General features: G+C 51.9%; 20 protein-coding genes and 1 tRNA gene. 1 reads left to right on the top strand and 20 read right to left on the bottom strand.

Annotated features, from left to right (window positions below):
- Nucleotides 1–65: 65 nt before the first annotated feature.
- From KJ869_02005 to KJ869_01980, 6 genes are all read right to left on the bottom strand, one after another.
- Nucleotides 66–722 (bottom strand): phosphatidylserine decarboxylase family protein, encoded by a 657-nt coding sequence (locus tag KJ869_02005; protein MBU1575966.1) that lies wholly within the window; start codon nucleotides 720–722, stop codon nucleotides 66–68.
- The gene (locus KJ869_02000) at nucleotides 719–1939 is read right to left on the bottom strand and encodes a sensor domain-containing diguanylate cyclase (GenBank protein ID MBU1575965.1); all 1221 of its coding nucleotides are present in this window, start codon (nucleotides 1937–1939) and stop codon (nucleotides 719–721) included. The genes KJ869_02005 and KJ869_02000 overlap by 4 nt, the downstream gene beginning before the upstream one ends.
- Nucleotides 1940–1957: 18 nt before the next feature.
- The gene (locus KJ869_01995) at nucleotides 1958–3262 is read right to left on the bottom strand and encodes an adenylosuccinate lyase (protein MBU1575964.1); all 1305 of its coding nucleotides are present in this window, start codon (nucleotides 3260–3262) and stop codon (nucleotides 1958–1960) included.
- A gap of 15 nt (nucleotides 3263–3277) precedes the next feature.
- The gene (locus tag KJ869_01990; GenBank protein MBU1575963.1) at nucleotides 3278–3739 is read right to left on the bottom strand and encodes a dihydrofolate reductase; all 462 of its coding nucleotides are present in this window, start codon (nucleotides 3737–3739) and stop codon (nucleotides 3278–3280) included.
- Nucleotides 3740–3744: 5 nt separating this feature from the next.
- Nucleotides 3745–4608, bottom strand: coding sequence for a thymidylate synthase (thyA, locus tag KJ869_01985; GenBank protein MBU1575962.1), 864 nt, complete (start codon nucleotides 4606–4608; stop codon nucleotides 3745–3747).
- 143 nt (nucleotides 4609–4751) lie between these two features.
- A complete protein-coding gene (locus KJ869_01980) occupies nucleotides 4752–5387 on the bottom strand; it encodes a Crp/Fnr family transcriptional regulator (protein MBU1575961.1) in 636 nt (211 codons plus the stop codon).
- 192 nt (nucleotides 5388–5579) lie between these two features.
- Between KJ869_01980 and KJ869_01975 the strand changes: the two genes are divergently transcribed.
- Nucleotides 5580–5900 (top strand): DUF3467 domain-containing protein, encoded by a 321-nt coding sequence (locus tag KJ869_01975; protein MBU1575960.1) that lies wholly within the window; start codon nucleotides 5580–5582, stop codon nucleotides 5898–5900.
- A 37-nt stretch (nucleotides 5901–5937) separates the two neighbouring features.
- Here KJ869_01975 and KJ869_01970 read toward each other — a convergent pair whose 3' ends face one another.
- The 14 genes from KJ869_01970 to KJ869_01905 all read right to left on the bottom strand — a co-directional run.
- The gene (locus KJ869_01970) at nucleotides 5938–6510 is read right to left on the bottom strand and encodes a SagB/ThcOx family dehydrogenase (GenBank protein ID MBU1575959.1); all 573 of its coding nucleotides are present in this window, start codon (nucleotides 6508–6510) and stop codon (nucleotides 5938–5940) included.
- Nucleotides 6511–6820: 310 nt separating this feature from the next.
- Nucleotides 6821–6895, bottom strand: a tRNA-Gly gene (locus KJ869_01965).
- A gap of 50 nt (nucleotides 6896–6945) precedes the next feature.
- A complete protein-coding gene (gene waaF / locus KJ869_01960) occupies nucleotides 6946–7896 on the bottom strand; it encodes a lipopolysaccharide heptosyltransferase II (protein ID MBU1575958.1) in 951 nt (316 codons plus the stop codon).
- A 167-nt stretch (nucleotides 7897–8063) separates the two neighbouring features.
- Nucleotides 8064–9053 (bottom strand): glycosyltransferase family 9 protein, encoded by a 990-nt coding sequence (locus KJ869_01955; protein MBU1575957.1) that lies wholly within the window; start codon nucleotides 9051–9053, stop codon nucleotides 8064–8066.
- Nucleotides 9054–9066: 13 nt separating this feature from the next.
- Complete coding sequence (locus KJ869_01950) at nucleotides 9067–10167, bottom strand: HEAT repeat domain-containing protein (GenBank protein MBU1575956.1); 1101 nt, start codon at nucleotides 10165–10167, stop codon at nucleotides 9067–9069.
- Nucleotides 10164–11234 carry a glycosyltransferase family 9 protein gene (locus tag KJ869_01945; GenBank protein ID MBU1575955.1) on the bottom strand — a complete coding sequence of 357 codons (1071 nt, stop codon included), beginning with the start codon at nucleotides 11232–11234 and terminating at the stop codon, nucleotides 10164–10166. The genes KJ869_01950 and KJ869_01945 overlap by 4 nt, the downstream gene beginning before the upstream one ends.
- Nucleotides 11227–12132, bottom strand: coding sequence for a hypothetical protein (locus tag KJ869_01940; GenBank protein ID MBU1575954.1), 906 nt, complete (start codon nucleotides 12130–12132; stop codon nucleotides 11227–11229). Before KJ869_01940 ends, KJ869_01945 begins: the two co-directional genes overlap by 8 nt.
- 14 nt (nucleotides 12133–12146) lie before the next feature.
- Nucleotides 12147–13490: a methylenetetrahydrofolate--tRNA-(uracil(54)-C(5))-methyltransferase (FADH(2)-oxidizing) TrmFO gene (gene trmFO / locus KJ869_01935; GenBank protein MBU1575953.1), complete on the bottom strand. Its 1344-nt coding sequence runs from the start codon at nucleotides 13488–13490 to the stop codon at nucleotides 12147–12149.
- A gap of 179 nt (nucleotides 13491–13669) precedes the next feature.
- Nucleotides 13670–14299 (bottom strand): DTW domain-containing protein, encoded by a 630-nt coding sequence (locus KJ869_01930; protein MBU1575952.1) that lies wholly within the window; start codon nucleotides 14297–14299, stop codon nucleotides 13670–13672.
- Between the two features lie 18 nt (nucleotides 14300–14317).
- Nucleotides 14318–14707: a hypothetical protein gene (locus tag KJ869_01925; GenBank protein MBU1575951.1), complete on the bottom strand. Its 390-nt coding sequence runs from the start codon at nucleotides 14705–14707 to the stop codon at nucleotides 14318–14320.
- A 59-nt stretch (nucleotides 14708–14766) separates the two neighbouring features.
- Entirely contained in the window at nucleotides 14767–17181 is a 2415-nt protein-coding gene (locus KJ869_01920) for a prolyl oligopeptidase family serine peptidase (GenBank protein ID MBU1575950.1), read from the bottom strand.
- Between the two features lie 48 nt (nucleotides 17182–17229).
- Nucleotides 17230–18102 carry a hypothetical protein gene (locus tag KJ869_01915; GenBank protein MBU1575949.1) on the bottom strand — a complete coding sequence of 291 codons (873 nt, stop codon included), beginning with the start codon at nucleotides 18100–18102 and terminating at the stop codon, nucleotides 17230–17232.
- Between the two features lie 474 nt (nucleotides 18103–18576).
- Nucleotides 18577–20814 (bottom strand): type I DNA topoisomerase, encoded by a 2238-nt coding sequence (gene topA, locus KJ869_01910; GenBank protein ID MBU1575948.1) that lies wholly within the window; start codon nucleotides 20812–20814, stop codon nucleotides 18577–18579.
- Nucleotides 20815–20988: 174 nt separating this feature from the next.
- On the bottom strand, nucleotides 20989–21338 hold a 350-nt coding region (locus tag KJ869_01905), incomplete at its 5' end, for a hypothetical protein (GenBank protein ID MBU1575947.1).

The raw sequence follows: 21338 nt of genomic DNA, 5'->3' as shown, positions 1-21338 counted from the left end.
TATAGTTATACTTATAGATTTTTATAATATATATACCGTAAACACAACCATTAACACAAAACAATTTATACAAGTTCTTTCATCTTTCCAATCACTGTCACCCCGCCCTTGACCTTATCCCCCACTTTCACATTAACCTTTGTCCCCAGCGGCAGCAGCAGATCTATCCGGGAGCCGAACTTCATCAGGCCCATCCTCTGCCCGGCGGCCACCTCATCGCCAAGCCTGGGGTAGCACACCACCCGGCGGGCCAGGATCCCGGCGATCTGTTTCATCAGTATCTTCCCGTAGGGGGTCTCTATGCCCAGGTGCATCTGCTCGTTGGCCAGCGAGGCCTTCTCCTCGAAGGCCGGAAAGAACTTCCCCGGATGGTACTGCTGGTATATCACCTTGCCGGAGATCGGTATCCGGTTGATGTGAACATCCAGGGGCGATAAAAAGATGCTGACCTGCAGGACCTTCTGTTTGAACAGAAAGGCGTCCTCCGTTTCCTTTACTATCACCACTTTGCCGTCGGCCGGGGATATCAACTGTCCCGGAAGGTAATTGCCCTGCCTGGGTGGGTCGCGGAAGAAGAACATCATGAACAGGGCCACCACGGCAAAGGCCAGGGTCAGATAAGCCAGTATCTGATTTTTCGTGATCAGCCAGACAATGAGGGCAATTATGAAAAACAGCCCGGCGATGATTATGGTCGGCATTCCCTCCGGGGCGATCTTCATGCGCTTCCTCCGCCGATGTCGTCTATTATCCTATTGCCGCCCTGGGCCTGCACCTCATGCAGCTTCTGGGAGGCCTCCTTGAATATCTGCTCGTAGGAGATACCGTCATCCGGGAAGGTGAACACCGCCATGCTGATGGTCAGGCGCTGGGAACTGAAGGCCTGGTCGTTGATGGTGGCATCGTAATCAATGATCTTCTTGATCTTTTCGGCAAACTGCAGGGCCTGGCCCTTTTCGGTCTCCAGCAGGGCCGCCGCGAATTTATCCTCGTCCAGCCGGCAGGAGATGTCTATCTTGCGGACATACTCGTTAAGCAGCTGTCCGATGCGGGCCAGCACCTTGTCCCCGGCCTGGGTCCCGTTACTCTCGATGAAGGCCTTAAAATTATCCAGGTCCATCAGGGTAAATGACAGCTTGTGCCCGAAACGCTTGGCCCGGTTCAGCTCGGCCATGGCCCGCTCGTCAAAATACCTCCGGTTCAACAGGCCGGTCAGCTTGTCCTTGGTGTAAAGTTTCTCGAACAGCCCGGCGTTGTCCAGGGCCATGGATCCCAGGCTCTGGAAGATCATCATCAGGTTCCGCTCCTCCTTGGATCGCCGCTGGATCCTGCCCAGAGAGACCACCCCCATTACATTGTTTCTCTGCACCAGGGGAATGCACAGGATCGGATTGATCCGCTTATCCCTGGTGTTCTCCAGCTTCTGCTTTATCAGGTTGCTCTCGTTTTCGAAATCTTCCTTGGCCATGATCACCCGCTTTCCGGCGGTATGCCCCACGTAGCCGTCCCCCACTTTTATATTCAGCTCCTGGGCGATCTTGGCGTCCAGCCCGATGGATTCGGCCACCGCAAGCTCCGCTCCTTCGTCGCCGATCTTGAAAAAGATCACTTCTTCGGCATCGAACAATTGCTGGGCGATCCTGCTTAACAGCATCGGCAGCTTTTCCCTTTCCAGGCTGCCTCCCAGGGTCCGGGCCAGCTCCAGCAGCACCATGAAGACCCGGGACCGCTCGGAATGGTCCTTCTCCATGGTGGCCAGGGAGCTTTTCATGCTGGCGATGATATCCCTCTGCCGGCGGTCGTCCTCCTTCAGCTGCTTGAGCTCATTCTGAGCCATACCGCAGGCCACGGTCTTCTGGCCGGCCTTGCCGCTGGCGATCATGAACAGCACCAGGAAAAGGACCGCCAGTCCTAGTGCTCCGTATGTCAACATGTCCATGTTTATCCCCCTATCTTTTTATTTGGGGCCGTTCAACCCGATACGCTTAAAGATGTGTCCGATGTTTCCGACGAAACCTTCGGGGTTAAAGACATCTGCCAGGGTTTTTGCGTCCAATGTTTTCATAACTTCGGCGTCGGCCGAGGCCAGTTCCTTGAGGCTTCCGCCCCCCTCCCACACCTTCATGGCATTGCGCTGGATGATGCGGTAGGCTTCCTCCCGTGATATCCCCTTCTCCACCAAAGCCAGCAGCAGTTTCTGCGAAAAAATCAGTCCTCCGGATGACTCGATATTCTGCTTCATCCTCTCCGGATAGACCCTTAAACCTTCGATCAGCCAGATGGTCTTCTGTAGAATGTAATCCAGTGCAATGGTGCTGTCCGGAATCACTATCCTTTCGGCCGAGGAATGCGAGATGTCCCTTTCGTGCCACAGGGCCACGTTCTCCATCCCCACCAGGGCGTTGGTCCTGATCACCCGGGCCATCCCACATATCCGCTCGGAGATTATGGGGTTCCTTTTATGGGGCATGGCCGAGGAGCCCTTCTGTTTTTCGGAGAACGGCTCCTCCGCCTCGCGGACCTCGGTCCTCTGCAGGTGGCGGATCTCCAAAGCAATCTTGTCCAGGGTGGAGGCGATGATGCCTAGGGTGCAGAGATATTCGGCATGGCGGTCCCGTTGGACGATCTGGGTGGACACCGGCTCGGGCTTAAGCCTGAGTTTTTCGCAGACGTATTCCTCCACCGAGGGATCGATATGGGCGAAGGTTCCCACCGCCCCGGAGATCTTTCCACAGGAGATGCTTTCGATGGCCCGCTCCATGCGGAGGATGTCGCGCTGTATCTCCTGCCACCACATGGCCAGCTTCAACCCGAAGGTGGTGGGCTCGGCATGGATGCCGTGGCTGCGCCCCATCATCAGGGTGTCCTTATGTTCCCAGGCCTTTTCTCTAAGGGCCGCCGCCAGTTTGTTCAGGTCTTCCAGAAGAAGTTCCCCAGCCTCCTTCATCAGCACCGCCCAGGCGGTGTCCAGCACGTCGGATGAGGTCATGCCCATGTGGATGAAGCGGCCCGATTCGCCCACCTGCTCGTTGACACTGGTCAGAAAGGCGATGACGTCGTGCTGGACCTCGGCCTCGATCTGGTCTATCCGGGCGATATCGAAGCCCGCTTTGGCCTTGATGTTCTCCAGGTCTTTTAGAGGAATGCGCCCCAGCTGGGCCTGGGCCTCACAGGCCAGGATCTCGATGTCCAGCCATTTCTGGAACTTGTTCTGCTCACTCCAGACGGCCTTCATTTTGGGCAATGTATAGCGTTCGATCATCTTAAAAATCTTATCTTATTTTTTATAAAGAATATTGGTAAATTCCGGATATTCGGTCTCCGAGAGCCTCTCCCAGGCTGATTCGATGAACTCAGGAAATTTAGCGTCCCCGGGATAATCCTGTTTAAGCCAGGATATGCACAAGTAATCGGCCAGAGGCAGTGCCTGGCGGTATATTTCCGCTCCGCCGATGAAGAATATCTTTTTGCCGTATTCCTCCGCTTTGCTCAGAGCCTGGGCGATACTCTGGCAGACCACCGCCCCGGGAATGTCCATTTCGGATCTGGAGATCACGATATTATTGCGGTTCGGCAGAGGTTTGCCGATTGACTGATAGGTCTTCCGCCCCATGATCACGGTATTGCCGGTGGTCAGCTTTTTGAATAATTTCAAATCATCCGGCAGGTGCCAGGGCATCTTATTGTCCTTACCTATGACCCGGTCCCGGGTCATGGCCGCGATAATGTATTTCTCCAAAGGGATCAAACCGCCACCTCGAACTTTATTCCTGGGTGATACTGATAATCCTCCAGGGTCACATCTTCGAATTTCAATTCGAACAGAGGCTTGTCGGCAATCCTGATCCTGGGAAGCGGCCTGGGCTCCCGCTCCAATTGCAGCTTAAGTCCCGGTATGTGATTCTCATAAATATGAGCGTCAACGATGGTATGGGCGAACTCCCCTGGCTGGTAGCCGGTCTCCTTGGCCAGCATCATGGTCAGCAGGGAATAGCAGGCCAGGTTGAACGGGATCCCCAGGGCGATGTCGCCGGAACGCTGGGTCAGGTGGCAGTTCAGCTTGTTCCCGGATACGCTGAAACAGAAGGTATAATGGCATGGCGGCAGTCTGCTCTCGGCGGCATTGCCGGGATGCCAGGCCGATACCACCATCCGGCGCAGGCTGGGCGTGGTGGGATTATGTTTTATCTCCCGCAGGATGTCGATCACGTACTGGATCTGGTCGAAAACCTTACCCCCGGTCTGGGGATCTTTCTGGGTCCACCGGTCGCCCCATTTCTCTCCGTCTACCCCGCTGTCTGGCACGGGATACCGCCGCCAGAACCTGCCGTAGGCCGTCTCCAACCGGCCGTCGGCGTCGGCCCAGGCATCCCAGATTTTTGTCTTGGTCTTCAGGTCGCGAATATGGGCCTGGCCGCTCAAGTACCAAAGCAACTCGTGCAGCATGGAGTTGAAATACATCTGCTTGGTGGTCAGCAAGGGAAAGCCCTGCTGCAGGTCGACCTTGTAAAAAATGCCGAAACAGCTGTAGGTGGAAACGCCGGTGCGGTTCGGTTGCCGCACCCCGTTGTCCAAAATATGTTTTACCAGGTCCAGATATTCCCGCATGAATTCCAGTCACAATCAAATTATGTCTTTTTACCAAATCACTTTACCACTAAAGCACGGAAAATGGAAACGCTGAAAATATTTCAATTTACCCCGGACCATTTCTTAAAATCCGCTTCCGTGCTTCCGTGGTTGGTTCCCGGTCATGAGGAGAATTTTTCCTTGAGGGTGATGAACCTTAAATAATCATCTATCTCCACCAAGCTGGTGATGATAAGCTTCTTGTCCTCGATGCGTATCAGTTTAAGGGTTAAAAGCTTTTTGACTATCTCCTCGGTCTTGGTGGCGTCGATGCCGATTATACCGCCCAGGGCGGTATAATCATACGGAAAGTCCACCACGATCCCCTCTGCCGTCTGGGCGCCCCGTTCCTTGGCCATGGATACCAGCAGGGCCACCACCCGGCGCATCTCGTCGCGGATCAGCAGGAACTCCACCTGGCGGTTGGTGTCCCTTAAGCGGCGGGTCATGGTCTCCAGGACATATTCGATCATGGGATTGTCCTTGAGCTGGGACTTGAAGGCGTCCCTATCCACTATCAGCAGGTTGACCTCGTCCACCGCAGTGGCGGCGGCCGACCGGGGGCTGCCATCGATGACCGCCATCTCCCCGAAGAAATCACCCTCCTTGATGATGGCCAGGACCTTCTCGATGTTCCCGGCGCTGCGGCTGATCTTGACCTTTCCTGTCCTGATCAGATACATTTCGCTGCCGTCATCGCCCTGCTTGAATATGACGTCCCCCGGCTTAAAATTCTTTTCGTATTCCTGCCCAGCCATACGGCATTCCCCCAATATTTAAGTTGAGACAATTTTTCAGGTATTTCCTTTTCAAAGCATAAATATATCATTAACTTACGGATATTTCAAGGGAAAACTAAAAGATATCCATTAACCTTGACATGATCAATTAAAGTCTGTTAAAATACCCTGTAGGTAAAGAAATTAATCATTTAATAAAAGGCAGATAAAATGGAACAGAACCCACAGAACCAGATTAACATTGAACTGGGGGAAAAAGAGGCCGAAGGCGTTTATTCCAACCTGGCGCTGATAGCCCATTCCCCTTCGGAATTTATCATAGACTTTGCCCGGGTGCTTCCCGGGATCCCCAAAGCCAAGATCTATTCCCGGATCGTTACCACACCCCAGCATGCCAAGATGCTGCTTAACGCGCTGGAGGATAATATCAAGAAATTCGAGGCCCAGTTCGGAGCCATCAAGACCTTCGGGCCGGAGAACCGGGGAATAGGTTTTAAGATCGGAGACGAGAAGAACGGCGAAAAGAAATAAGCATCAACTTATCCATAATAAATCAAAAAGCGAGGGTTTACCTCGCTTTTTCAGTTTCCGCATGCCCAACGGGTATCAGATATAACGGCACTTCGTCTTTGCCCAATTTCAATACATCCTTCATGGCCCGGTCGTCAAATGCGCCCACCATGACCGTTCCCAGCCCCAGAGCCACTGCCTGCAGGGATATGTTCTGCCCGACATGGCCTGCTTCCATATCAGTGTACCGTATCCCTCGCTCTCCATATCGGGCCTTTACCCTGTCGTATACCGCTGCGATCACTATGATTGCCGGCGCTGTTCTTACGCATTTCTGTCCGAGTGCGGCGGCAGCAATGCTTTCCCGGATATCCCCTTTTAAAACGAGTGTCAGTTGGTGGGATCCCGGCAGGTATCTGTATAACCCGGGAGCCAGGCTGTCTGCCTTGCCTATTAAAAGATATATCTCTAAGGGATAGGACGCCCCTGCCGAGGGTGCGGTTCGGTATCCTCGCTCGCTTGTTATACCCTGGGCAGACCAGAGCAGTTGCGATATTTCACCGAGGGTCACCGGAACATTGGCAAAATTTCTTACCGAACGTCTTTTGCTCAATGTCTCTTCCAGAGTCATTATGCCCGTAACTGATGGGTCTGAAAGTTTTATCGCATCAGGAGCCTGCCGGAAATGTCCCTCTTTGCTTTTTTCTGCGGCACAGGTGACCTGGGTTAAAATAAAGAGTGATAGTGTTAGAAGGTATGTTCTATTTCTTATCACGGCATGCTCCTTTATGATATAAATAAAATGGAGCGGGTGATGGGGATCTCCGCCTAAGCCATAATAGCAGGCGTGATATGCGGCGGATGCGCCGCCGCTTTGCAGCAAAACATTGCTGCCGGTGCAGAACCCACAAAAAAGCAGGTCTTCAACCTGCCTGATTATTTGGAGCGGGTGATGGGAATCGAACCCACAATATTCAGCTTGGGAAGCTGACGTTCTACCACTGAACTACACCCGCTCGCAAAAGGTAATTTTACTTAATTTACGGAACTTTGTCAAGCTATCGGATCATTTGGCAAATATATCATCGGGAGTGATCTTCTTTAGGCAGTTATAATGGCCGTACCGGCAAATCCTTTTGTAACAGGGACTGCAGGGCTCCTGTTTGTATATTATCCGATGGCCCTCTCCCCACGGGCCGGTCCAGCCCGGATTAGTGGAGCCGAAGATGGCGGTCACTTTGGCTCCGCAGGCCGCCGCCAGGTGCATCACCCCGGTGTCGTTGGTGATAAATGTCGGGATCAGGTCCAGCAGGGCCGCGCTTTCCCGCAGGCTCAACTGGCCGGCCAGATTGACCGTCCCATCACCTATACCCACCGCAATATCCCGGCAGAGTTCGCTCTCAGAAGCGGAGCCGAAGATCATCACCTTCTTTCCGCCCTCCGATAATTTCCGCCCCAGTTGGATCCAATTCTCCGCCGGCCACATCTTGGCCGGGCCATAGGCGGCCCCCGGCCCGAATCCTATCAGGTCTTCCTTCCTGGCCTTAAGTCCGAACAATCTTTTTTCGGCCTTTCCCTTTTCATCATCAGTCAGAAATATCTTCGGAGGCTGAGGCGTGATATCCCGCCCCAGAAGAGCGATATAGCCCTGCAGGATATGGCGGGAACGGAAATCAGTTTGTGAATATTTCAGACTCTCGGTCAACAGCAGACCCCGGAGTTCCGAACCGTAGCCGATCCTCTGCTTTATCCCCGCCAGGTAGAATATCACCGCCGAGGAGAATGACAGCGGCAGGATGTAGGCCCGGTCAAAACCCCTGTTTTTGATGCTCCGGACGATGCGCCGGAGCCCTTCTTCCCGATTGAAGGCGATGATATCGTTCACCTGGGGATTGGCCTCAAACAATTCCGCCACCCGCTGGTGGGCCAGGATGGTGATCGAGGCTCCGGGATTCTCTTTTTTACAGGCTTCGATGAAACCGGTGGATATCACCGCATCGCCTATCCAATTGGGCACGCGGATAAGGATTTTGCTGTTTTTTGTTGGGTTTATCAAGCTTTTTGTCCTTTCATGTCATCTTGCCCTTTTGTCATGCCTGCGCAGGCAGGCATCCAGGAGAAAATCCTGAATCTACCGGGTTATAATTGTGGATTCCTGCCTTCGCAGGAATGACTGATGCATCGTCAAGTATTCAGGGCTTTATCAATTTCGCCCATAACAGTATCCGCTGACAATAGTTTCATGCAGTTGAAATGGCCCTTGGGGCATTGTTTGGAACCGTGCAATGCGCACGGGCGACAATCCAGATTGGCTTCAATGACCTTGCTCTCAGTCCTCCATGGCGCAAAACCGAATTGCTTGACAGTCGGCCCGAAGATGGCCAGCACCGGCGTTCCCACCGCCTCGGCTATGTGCATGGCCCCGGTGTCGTTGGTGACTAATAGTTTTGCTTTTGACAGTATATAAGTCAATTGTGGAAGAACAAGCAAGCCGCAAAGGTTGGTGGCATTTGCTCCCGAAGTTTTTATTATCTCATCAGCAATGGCCCTGTCGTTCTGGTCCCCTACGATCACAATTCCCGATTCACGATTCACAAGTTTAGTGACCAGTTCCGAGTATCCCGGCCACCGTTTGGTCGGCCAGTGCGCGCCCGGCGCTATGGCGATAAATTCGCCCTGCGGCAGTTTTACAGAATCATCGGCCACCGGATACAGCTTGGGCTTGGCCTCGGGTTGTTTGATCCCGGCCTTCTCCACCGCCGCCAGATAGCGCTGAGTCACAGTTTTGTATGTTTTGCCCTTGCCGTGGCCCCAGACCAGCATCCGCCGGCGCCAGGTATCCTTGGGCCAGTGGATCTTTTTGTCGGCATTAAGGCATAGGGTGATGATCCGGCTGCGCGTATTGTTCTGCAGGTCAATGATGGCGCTGTATTTTTTATCATTCAAACTGTTGATGAACAGCAGCAATCCCCGCAGGCCCTTGTGCCGGCCGGCTTCGTCAAAGACGTAGACGTTGGCCAGTTTGGGGTGGCCCTTTAAAAGCCCGGCAAACCTGGCCTTGCAGATGAAGTCTATCTGCGAGTCAGGTTCGGCTTGGGAGATGGCCTCTACGGCGGCGGTGGCCAGCACAATGTCGCCGATGGCGCCCAGACGGATGATAAGGTATTTATTCATTTTTACTAAGGAGTTATTTTCTGTCGAAGCTTAAATATTTATCGGCTTGGTTGCGAAATATTTGATATTTGCCCCTTTTAGAAACGATCCTTGCTGTCTCAGTTATATCGGTATTAAAATGTATATATATGGTGTCCAAAAGACTTTTAACAAAATGATCTTTACACATTTTTATAGATTTTTGTTTTTCCTGTCTCGCTTTTACGCTATCATATTTTGCAATAAACCCATATTTTATTTCTTCAGTTGCCCATATATCGTTATTCCACCCTGTGGAGTCTTCTTGCATGGCAGCATTTTTAAATATTTCTAATATTTTTAACTTATCATATTGCCCCCACGACACTATAACCGATGCAGCGAATAATCGTATAACACGATTATTGTTATCCAAAGCATTCTGTAATGTCACTGTGGCTGATCTTTCGCCTATGGCACGCAAAGCCATTATGGCGTCTTTTTGAGCAGAAACTTCATCATAAGACTCAATTATCTTACATAATACAGGAACTGCACGTTTGTCTTTCGTAAATCCCAAATCTGCTATAGTCGGATTCTCAGCCATTTCCAACGTATGATCTTTAATTCTGTCCTCAGTTTTTTTAATCATTTCCGGTAATTGCTTGCGTGCTTTTTGCCTCACAGAATCTAAATAAGCTTGAACTTCTTTAGTTCTCTCAGGTATTATCTTTTCACGACTATTATTTTTAGTATTGCTCTTTTTGTCTAGTGTTTTTTTAAACCCATTATTTTGGGGCTTTGAGCCACCAAAAAGTTTTAGTTTTAAAATATTCCCTTGAGCATCATTTCCTATTATTTCATACCCTGTTTCAAGTTTCTTAAAAATAACTTGGCCGGGATTATTTGAAAAGTCATCAACGACTACTGCTAATTCCGGGTCAACCGGATTCTTAATGTTAGGAAACTCTGTCCAAAACTCCGCTACCTTTGTCGGGTAAACGCCATTATGTCGACAGGCGTAATCCTCCACCGCAAGCTGAACCGTGTGCATATTACGTTTTATAGCTTTGGTCAATGAATCTTCCGGCGCTTTTTGGGCATAAATGGGCAAATAAAGCAACAATCCAATCAACAATATAGATATTCTCTTCATATTAACTCACTTTTAATTAGACTTAAAACCTCATCTATGCTTATAACACCGAGGCCACACTTGGCGCTCGGCCTACAATTCTCACAGAACTCAGGTTTTGGTACCAACTGCACATGTCCCTCCCCCAACGGCCTCCAGCGTTCCGGGCGGCTGGCCGGCGCCGGGCAGAAAAGCCCCACCGTTTTTGCCCCCGCCGCCGCGGCCAGGTGTAGGGTGCCGGTGCTGCTGCCGATTACCTGCCGGCAATTTGCCAAAATTGTAGCCAGCCGCCGCAACGTCAGATCCGGCCCGGCAATGGGTACATTGGTATTGCCTTTTACTTTTTCCAGTATGCTCTCTTCTCCCGGGCCGCCTATGATAAGAACTACCTGTTTGGCCTCTACTAATTTCTGGACTAACTCCCGGTAGCGCTCCGGTGACCAGTTGGCCGAGGAGCCGCGGTTGGCAGGAAGCACGGCGATGGGATTAGTGACATACATTGACTGTAAATATTCTTTGGCATCGGCTATCTCCGTATCGCTCAAGAATATCTTGGGTGGCTCGATCTTATCCGGCATATCCCAAAGTTGACGGGCCACCGAAAGATTGTACTCGGTTTCGTGAACATCCTGGCCGTCTGGCCTCGATACTGCCGTGCATTGAGTAGTGTGAATGTATCGAAATACCGGCAACTCGGCCAACGGCAGAACACTCGACTTTCGGCCTGGATGCGAGGGCTTGAATCCCGTCAAAACATAATACGGCCGGAAGCCAAGCCCGGCTTTAAGCTTGATCCCGGCGAAGAACACCGCCCAGGCCAAGGCCTTTGACGGATGCAGCATCAGCACCGCATCATATCTTCCCTGCCGCAGGAAATAGATCAGACAGAAAAAGTTTTTCCCCCAGGATACCACTTCGTCCAGATAGGGCTGACCGACGAAAAGTTCGGCCAGGGGCTGGGACACCATATAAGAAATAGAGGCTTCCGGTCTGACTTTCCGCAGAGCTTTCAGAACTGGAACGGCATTGATAGCGTCGCCCATCCGATCCTGACGGACCACCAATATTTTAAACTTTTTATCAGACATCGGGAATAATTACTGGTTCGGGTTTGGGCTGGCTGTTCTTCGGAGCCGACAGTTCCAAGTAAGCCAGGGTCCAGTATCCGCTGTTGAAGGTGCCAAAGATGCTGTTGACTATCAGGATCAGGGGAAGCCCGATCACGATGCCCGGGATCAATCCCGCCCAGATATTGACCACCCCCAGAATGATGAACGGGATGGCCAGAATCACCATGGCAATGATGAAGGCTATGACATACAGCATGGCGATGCCGAATATTATCAGGCCCAGCATGACCGACCTGCCCAGGTTGCCTTTGAACAAGGCATAGCCCGCCGGGATGGAATCGAAGACCTTCTTATCCTCTATCACGGCGATCTGCGCGCTGAAGGTGCCGATGATGGCGATACAGTACATCAGGGCGACCACCGGCAGGATCAGCAGGATGATCAGCAGTATTCCAAAGATCTTGACCGCGCTCCCGCCCACGATGATCATCATCACCGGCGGGAAAATGGCCAGGCCCAATATCAAGATATAGCTCAGTCCGAACAGGATATCAATCCCCAGCATCCGCCAAAAAAACTGCAAACCGTATCCCAATGTTTTTTCAAAGCTGTCGGGCTGGTCTTTCGATATCCGGCTGACGGACCCGATCAACCCGCCCTTGGAGACCAGATACAGAACCATCAGGACGATGAACAGCCCGATGGCCGCCAGGATCAGCAGGGCCACCAAACCGGGATGGGACGTTATCCAGTCCCAAACGCCTGAGGCCGCCCCGGAGGCATTGTCCTTATCGATAAAATTATTATAATTCCCCCCGCCTCCCCCGCCCATCGAAGCAAAGAAGCCGAACACCCACAGGTATTTTTTGCGCCAGGCGATCTCCAGGGCCTGTTTTATTATCTTTCCGTATTCCATTCCATCCTCCTATATCAACGGTTTAGAATGCCGATGAATTCTTCCATTGCCTTTAACGAACGTTCGGCATAGGCAGCGTATCGTTCTTTCTTTGACCGGGGCGGATCATCCAGCGGCGGCAGCAGCCCGAAGTTGGCATTCATGGGCTGGAAATTCTTGGCCTTCTCGACATCCGAAACATAACGGGCCAGGGAGCCGGTCATGGTATGCTCCGGGGCGAATGCCAACTCTTTCCCGGCGCAAAACCTGCCAGCATTGACCCCGGCCAGCAATCCCATGGCCACCGATTCCAGATATCCCTCCACCCCGGTGATCTGTCCGGCAAAGAAAATATTGGCATTTGATCCCGACTGCATGGTCGGTTCGATCAAGCCCGGGCTTCGCAGATAGGTGTTGCGATGAATGCTGCCGTAGCGGTAGAATTCGGCCTGCTCCAGGGCGGGGATCATCCGGAAGATCCGCCGCTGCTCGGGCTGGGTCAGCTGGGTCTGAAAGCCCACCAGGTTGAGCATGGTGGCATCGCGGTTCTCCTGCCGCAGCTGGAGGACGGCATAGGGCCGGCGGTTCTCGGCCGGATCGAAAAGCCCCACCGGCTTCATCATGCCGAAACGCAGGGAATTAACGTTCCGTTCGGCCATCACCTCCACCGGCAAACAGCCCTCGTAAAAATGCCCCTTTTCGAAATCGTGCGGCAGGTGTCGTTCGGCCCGGACCAACTGTTCCACGAATTCAAGATATTGTGTTTTGCTTAAAGGACAGTTCCAATACTGGCCCGGTTCGTCGGAATAGCGGCTGGCCAGGAACATCTTTTTAGGGTCCAGCGATTCGACCGATATCACCGGTGCGATGGCATCGTAAAAGAAAAGGTTATCCCCTCCGGTGAACCCGGCCAGGGTTTTAGCCAATCGTTCCGAGGTCAGCGGCCCAGAGGCCACGATCAGCGGGCCCTCCGGCAGTTCGGTCACCTCCCGGCCGATAACTTTGATATTTTTATTTGCAGATATCCTGTCTGTGACCATTCTGGCAAACTCCACCCGATCCACCGCCAGGGCCTTGCCGGCCGGGACGGCGGTCTCTCTGGCGCACTGCAGGATCAGGGAATCCATCATCTCCAGTTCAGCCTTCAAGAGTCCGTGGGCGTTGGTCTTTTCGACGGATTTTAGGGAATTGCTGCAGACCAGCTCCGCAAGCAGGCCGGTCTCATGTGCCGGGGTATGCAATTCGGAAGGCTGGTCGTTCCCGGTATAACGCATTTCGTAGAGGTTGACGGTCAATCCCCTTTTGGCGGCCTGATAAGCGGCCTCACAGCCGGCCAGCCCGCCGCCGATGATGGTGATCTCGCCTGCTTCATTATTCATAGATTTTAAGGATACACCAAAAGGCCCTTAAAAATCAAGATAAAACAAAACCCGGCGGATCAAGCCGGGGAATTATTTGTCACCCTGAGATGGCAATCATCCTGCAAGCCGAACGGGTGCACCTTGTCACCCTACAACTTATGTCGCTACGAAGTGTTCTCAGGATGACAATACAATTATTACAAAGGCAGCATCCCCTCCGGCATGTCGGCCTTGGCTATCCGCCCCTTGATATAAAGGCTGCGGTAGATCCACACCCGGAAGAAATCGTCCAGCTTCTCCTCGGCCTGGCTCCCCTCTATCACCCCCAGAGCCCGGATGATGGCCTCGAAAGTGCATAACTTAAAAGGATCCTCCTGGGCGCGGATCCGGTATTTTGCCTGGATGCCGGCCGGAAGATGCACCTTGACGGCATTCTTCATCAGCGGTTCGCGCTTGACCATGCTGGAGGCCTGGTTCCAGCTGCCATCCGGTATCAACAACCTTAAGGGTCGGGTTATTGTGGATAAAAATGTCTCATTCAACTCCACCGAACCGTGGCCCGGGAAAAGCACCAGATCGGTCTTATACTTTTTCTCCAGAGCAGCTTTCACCGGTTTGTCCTTTATGCCCCGGATGTGAACGGCACTGTTTTTAAGGGCCAGTGCGACCAGCCTTCCGCTGTTGCTCATCTTGCGGATATCGGCATAATGGATCACCACCTCCACCCTGGTCTCCAGATCCAGGCGGGGAGAAAGATGGCAGACGCACAGTTCAAGGTGCATCCGGCAGTCCGGACAGCGCAATCTTTGATTAAGCTTCTGTCTCATCGGCTGGACTCTGGTTTTTCAACAGGGATCATGGGTGAGATGCTGATTGATCATCGCCAATTTGAAGGTTTTGTCAATGATGTTTCCCCTGTCGAATATCTCCAGCACCACTCCGCCCTCTTCCAGGGTCATGGTTTGGCAGCAGCCGAAGATGGTGGGCGACCGGAAGATCCTCTGTTTTTTGAGATCCAGCATCAGCAGGTAGAATCCGGGGAAGTTGTACCCGGGATCCCAGCGCACCAGGATCAGCCGCTGTTTTGATGGATCGTAGGCGTAACGGTCCTGGAAATCCCCCTGATTCAGGTAGGGGTGATCGAAACCATCCACTTTGACTTTGCCCGCTTTGAAGGGCGAGCCCATTCGGATCTCGCCCATGCCGGAGAATTTCACCGGGGCTTTAGCTTTCATGTTTATTTATCCTCGTAATGACTGTTAATTGCAAATTACTTGCCGGAAACGGCCGTCCGCTATCTCGCCGGAGCATTCTTAACATACCTGTCGAACCACGACAGCATTTCGTACAACACATGTTCCACCGATTCCCGGGCGATGTAACCATGGTTCTCATATGGCAGCATCACCAGCCGGGCGGTGCCGCCCGCTCCCCGGACGGCGTCGTAAAGTTTTTCCGACTGCAGGGGCACCGTTCCGGGGTTGGCGTCGATCTCGCCGTGGATGATCAGCAGCGGCTCGTTGATCTTATCGGCCTGAAGCACCGGGGAATTTTTGATATAAGTATCCTTGGCCTGCCACAGGGTCCGCTTCTCGTTCTGATAGCCGAAAGGCCGCAGAGTGTGGTTATAGGCCCCGCTTCGGGCAATTCCGGCCCGGAAGATATCGGTATAGGCCAGCAGATTGGCGGTCATCAGTGCGCCGTGGCTGTGCCCGGCCACCCCCACTCTGTTTGGATCTGTCACGCCCATCTCCACGGCCTTAGCCACCGCCGCTTTGGCATTGGCCGCTATCTGTTCGACAAAACCATCATAGGCGGTGCCCGGCGGGCCGACCACCGGCATTGAGGCATCATCCAGCACGGCATAGCCGCCCAACAGAAAGAACAGCTCCGAGGTCCCCCTGATGGTGGTGAACCTCTGAGAGCTTCCCTCCAACTGCCCGGCCACCTCTTTTTGGGCCAGATCGCTGGGATAGGCCCACAGCAGAGTCGGCAGACGGGTCCCCTTTTTGTATCCCGGCGGCAGGTAAAGGGTGAAAGACAGGGGTAGGCCGTCTTCTCTTTCGTAAGTGACAATTTGCTTTTTGATCTGGCGCAATATCGGGGCTGGATCGGGAAATCTAGTTATGACCCGGGACGAAGATCTCCAGGAAGCCTCGCCCGGGATAGATTTTGTCAGAGGCTTTTTATCCAGTCTTCGCTTAAAATAATTCGGCGGGTCGGCGGAAGACTCCCGCCGGGTGATGAAGGTTCCTTTTTCAGGATCGATCCAGGCGTAGTAGGTCTCGTAGCAATTCTTGTCGGACCGGAAGAGCCTTTCAGTTTTAAGGGTATTCAGATCTATCCGGTCCAGGAACGGCCGGTCTCCCTCCGGAGAGCTACCCTGCCCGCTTAAGAATAGCCAATCCCCCTGCCGCCGGACCACGTTAACGCCGTTGGGCATTATCATCGTCACCGGATCGCCGGGCTTTTGGTATCGTTCGTGGATGCTCATGTCCCACACCAGGCGCGGGGCCTGCGCGGCATCATCGACATCGTGCATATATACCTTGAACCATTTGCGGTCACGGTCATACTCCCAGACCAATACTTTTCCGCTTTGCTGTATCCAGCGCATTTTGTAATAGCGGTTCTCGATCCGGCACAATTCCGCAGAAGGCTGCCCGATAGTTTTTTGCATCAGGCAGTCGCGGTGGGGCACCTTGTTCTCCGGATCTCCGCCGTCCAATGCCTCGGCCCAGATCACCTTGGCATCGGCGGTAGGCCGCCAGGCATGTTCCCGGGGTCCGGTTATCTCGCCATCGATTGGCACTTGCTCGGCCAGGGGCTGACTGGCCAGATGTTCTATCATTTTCCCGTCGGCTGACCACACCTCCACCTCCTGGGGAAAGCGTTCATAGGAACGCTGATAGGAATATGGCCGGTGGATCCAATTGACCAACAAGTAACGACCATCCGGCGAAGGCTCCACCTCATCATAGATAGCCGGCTGGCCAATAATCTCGACCTTGCCTGAAGGCAGTCTGACAATCGCCAATTGCGAGGTGGCGTAATAATCGAAAAGATCGGCGTCTCCCGGAGTTTTCAGCACGTCCCTGGCTTCGTAGGTGCTGCTGGCTGTTGCCGAACCGGCACTTTCCATGATCTTGGGCCCCGGAGGAACCGATTCAGCTTTAGGCGGCAACCCTCTATTCTGTGGAATGGTCTTGACCAGCAGGCTCTGCTGGTCCGGCATCCATTTCAGGTAATTATCCAGCAGGGGATTTATCCTTATATCTTCGATCTTCTTCGCCTGGCAGGTGGCCGCATCCAGCACCCACAGCTCCACCCCGCTGTCGCTTTCGTTGATAAAAGCAACTAAGTTGCCCGAAGCATTCCATTTGATGCCGTCTATCCTCTTGACCACGGGCGGCAGTTTTATGGAGGTTTCCTTGCCGGTGGCAATATCCTTGAGGGTCAGACTCTCCCAGTAAAAGATATAGCTCCGCTCCATATTGGTGCGGGGGTTCACCCGGACCCCGGCCAGTTTGAGGATCGGCTCGGCCATATCGGCGATAGAAGGATACAGCGACGGCTGGGCCAGCAGCAGCTTTCTGGCCGTTGGATCTATGAACACGGTCGGCGAGAGCGGGGCGTTAAGAACGTCCAGCACTGCTTTGGGCGGTTTTTGGTATGCCTGCTGGCAGAAGGCCTGGTGCAGACCGAGCAAAAAGATTAAGAGGATAAGGAATGATTTTTTCATTTAAATTTATTAAATTTACGGATTGCAATATTTTTTATATACTTTTCTCACAAGATCTATGATTCTATTGATTTTCCAGGAATTGATATACGTCAAATCCGGTATTTTAAAATCGCTATGCACATACCTATTTGTCTCATCTTTAAATGGTTTAATTATTGAACATATTTCTAAAATCAAATCTTTATCTTCTTTAAAATATTTTGCTTTGGCTTTTAAATTGTCAATCAAAGTTTCAAAATTATGGTATTGATTTCTATCTTTGTTAAACCATAACGAGTGATTTCGGGGCTTATATTTACCAGTGGTAATTTTGGGGAAAACAAATTCAAATATTCGAATAAGCAAAGACTCCAGCAGCTTCCTGCATAAAAACATGACAGATAAATAGTTGCCATTTTCATAAGTTTCATTAATTTCTTTTCGTATGTAATCTAAAAAAGGGTCTGATAAACTATACGGCAAATAATCAGTTTTAACTTCTATCTCTTTTTCCTCTTTGTATATTAATTTGTTATGTTGCCAATCAATGGAAATGTTACTTAATTGGAGTAAATCTGTTACTATTGGTAGCCAACGTTTGATTTTTTCGCCATAAAAATTCCAATTATCAGTTCGAGTTGCCCTAACTTTTTGATCAAATATAATTTCGCAAATTAAATCTGAATATTTGTAAGAAGGAATTGTTAACATAAAATTGGCAAAAGTATAATCCTCAACAGACATAAATGTATATAAAGGGACTGTTTTATTGAAATTTTTATATATATAGCCATCGTAATCGACCTCATGCCGTTTTAACAAATCCTGAAATTTCTTTTCGCCATGGCAAGCTATATATAAACGCTCCAAATAAACCCATACTTTTTTATTAACAACAATCGCCATTATTGGTTTCTCCATATTTTATTAATCTAAAATATAAATCATTATACACCCTTTTACCCGATATATGTCAAGGATAAAATAAGAAGACGGCTGTTAAGCCGCCTTCTTGCCCTCTCCCTGCCCTCCCCAATGTGGGGAGGGGTTGGGTCAAAACTAAGACACCCCTCCGCATCTCCCCTTATTAGGGGAGATGCGGGCTGGGCATGCAAGAAAAACCCCTCTCCTGATTTATCAGGAGAGGGGCTGGGGGTGAGGGCGAAAACGGTTAACCCAGATCCGTGAAATCCGTGGGGATCCGTGTCCCATTAAACCATGGATTCCTGTCTTCACAGGAATGACAACCATGGATTGCTTCACTTCGGGAGTAATTCAAGGCGCTGGGCTCAGTGCAAGGCTCTTGTCAACCAATGTTGTCCTCTCGCAATGACTAACCCGTTAAAATCCTTTGTGTTCTTTGTGCCCTTTGTGGTTAAATTATTTTTTCTCTTCCTTGACCTCCGGCTCCCACTTGCACTTGGGACAGGCCGGGAAGGCCCCGCGTTGCTTGGTGTATTTCTCCACCAGATGCCCGAATCCGCAGTTCTCGCATTTCTGCGGCAGTGGCTTGTTCCATACCGCATACTTGCACTCGGGATATTTGCTACAGGAAAAGAACGCTTTCCCCTTTTTGGTCTTGCGCTCGGTCAGATGTCCGTCGCAGCCCGGCTCGGGGCACGGCACCCCGGTGGAGATGGGCTTGATGGACTTGCACTGGGGATAGTTGGAGCAGGCCAGAAATTTTCCGAAGCGGCCCCGTTTGAGCACCATCGGCCCGCCGCATTTATCGCATACCACGCCTTCCGCCGCCTTCTGCTGTTCCTCCTCCTCTTCCAAAGGCTTGGTGGTCTTGCACTCCGGATAGTTGGAGCAGGCGTAGAACCGCCCGAAGCGTCCCCATTTGATGACCATCGGGCTCTGACAGTTGGGGCATTTGATGTCGGTCTGTTCCACCAGCGATTTCTTGATCTCCTCCTTGGAGGATTCGGCCGAGTTCAGGTCGCGGGAGAATGGTTCGTAAAAATCCTTCAGCACCTGGATGCGGTCCAGCTTGCCCTGCTCGATCTTGTCCAGCTCGTTCTCCATGTCAGCGGTGAACTGCACCTGGAAGATGTGGGGGAATTTTTCCACCAGGATCTTGCTGACCACCTGTCCCAGTTCGGTGGGTTTGAGCTGTTTCTGTTCCCGGTCCACATATTTGCGGTCCAGCAGGGTGCTGATAATGGAGGCGTAGGTGGAGGGCCGCCCGATACCCTGGGCCTCCAGGGTCTTGATCAGGCTGGCCTCGTTGTAACGGGCCGGGGGCTCGGTGAAATGCTGTTTGGGCAGCAGTTCCAGCAGTTTGAGAGCCTCGTCCGGGGTCAGCTCCGGCAGCATCTTGGAATCGGCGTATTCTCCTGAGTCGTCCTCCTGCACCCCGTAGGCGGCCAGAAATCCGGCGAACTTCATGGTTGACCCGGTGGCCCGGAACAGATATTTGCCGGCGGTGATGTCCACCGCCTTGGTGGAATAGACCGCCGGGGTCATCTGGCAGGCGATGAAGCGGCTCCAGATCAGGCCGTAAAGTTTGAACTGATCGATGTTGAGAAAATTCTTTACCGACTCCGGGGTGTGGTCGGCCATGGTGGGGCGGATGGCCTCATGGCCCTCCTGGGCCCCCTTGCGTGATTTGTAATGATTGGCCTCGGGCGGCAGGTACTCCGGCCCGTATTTTTTGGCGATGAGTTCCCGGGCGGCGGTTACGGCCTCCGTGGCCAGGCGGACGGCGTCGGTGCGCATGTAGGTGATCAGACCCACCGCTCCCTCCTCTCCCAGGTCCACGCCCTCATACAACTGCTGGGCCAGCATCATGGTCTTCTTGGCGCTGTAGCCGTAAGCCCGGGCGGCGGCCTGCTGCAGGGTGCTGGTGATAAAGGGCGGATAGGTGGAGCGCTTGCGGTCCTTCTCGTCTATAGTACTGATGGCGAACTGTGCTTTATTAAGTTCGTTGACGATGGCCTGGGAGGTCTTGCCGTCCTTGATAACCGCCTTCTTGCCGTCTATCTTTAAAAGCGATGCTTCAAAGGGAGATTTGGATTTCCCCTCCAGCCGGGCGGCCAGCGACCAGTATTCCTGGGGTTTGAAAGCGGTGATCTCATCCTCGCGTTCGCAGATCAGGCGCAAGGCCACGGTCTGCACCCGTCCGGCCGAAAGCCCCCGGCGGACGGTGGTCCACAGGAAGGGGCTGACCTGATATCCCACCAGCCGGTCCAGGATGCGCCGGGCCTGCTGGGCCTCCACCCGGTTCATGTCAATCTTGCCGGGATGGGAGATACCCTTGGTGATGCTGTCCTTGGTGATCTCGTAGAACATCACCCGGTGGACCTTCTTCTTGGCGTCCTTGACCTGACCGGAGATGTGCCAGGCGATGGCCTCCCCCTCGCGGTCGGGGTCGCAGGCCAGGTAGACCTTTTCGGCGGCGTTGGCGCTCTTCTTGATCTGGGACAGGGTCTTGGTCTTGCCCTTGATGGTCACATACTGGGGCTTGAAGTCGTCCTTGATGTCCACCCCCAGCTTGCTGGCCGGCAGGTCTATCACATGCCCCATGGACGAAAGCACCTCAAAATCCTTACCCAGGTATTTTTTGATGGTCTTGGCCTTGGCCGGAGATTCCACGATAACCAGGTTCTTTGACATTGGATCAGCCTATATTTAAGTTTAAGATTAATTTATAGAGAGATATATAATTGATATATAAAAAGGCCTAAATAAATACCCACAGAATCAACCGCATTGTTTTAAAATTCTCACGGGATGGTCTTCTTTCGGCTTATTCATCGTTATTATGTTTTCTTGTTTATGCTATCATCACTATTTTCTTGAGACGTTAAGAAGGGCCGACTTTTTATTATTTTTCTTTTTATTGATTTTTTGAGCTAACACAAAAATACCGGCAAGGATCATAAACGCAAGGTACCTACCTATAAATTTTGGGCTTACCAACGTCGCGAAAAAAGGATATTTTTCACTGAATTTTTCTTTATAAGCAAGTTTTGGTGACGGTTTTATTGATGCGATAATGCTTTTAAAAGTTTCACCTGTTATTAATAAATCTTTGGTAGACGTGTTACCTGCAGCCAATATATAACCATTCTCAGTAGGGATTATACCAGATAAGCTTGTATAATCCCTGCCATTAACTACACTTTCCATTCGCATCC

The organism is Candidatus Edwardsbacteria bacterium, assembly GCA_018821925.1.
Classification (GTDB): domain Bacteria; phylum Edwardsbacteria; class AC1; order AC1; family EtOH8; genus UBA2226.
This window is presented reverse-complemented; position numbering and strand designations above follow the sequence as displayed.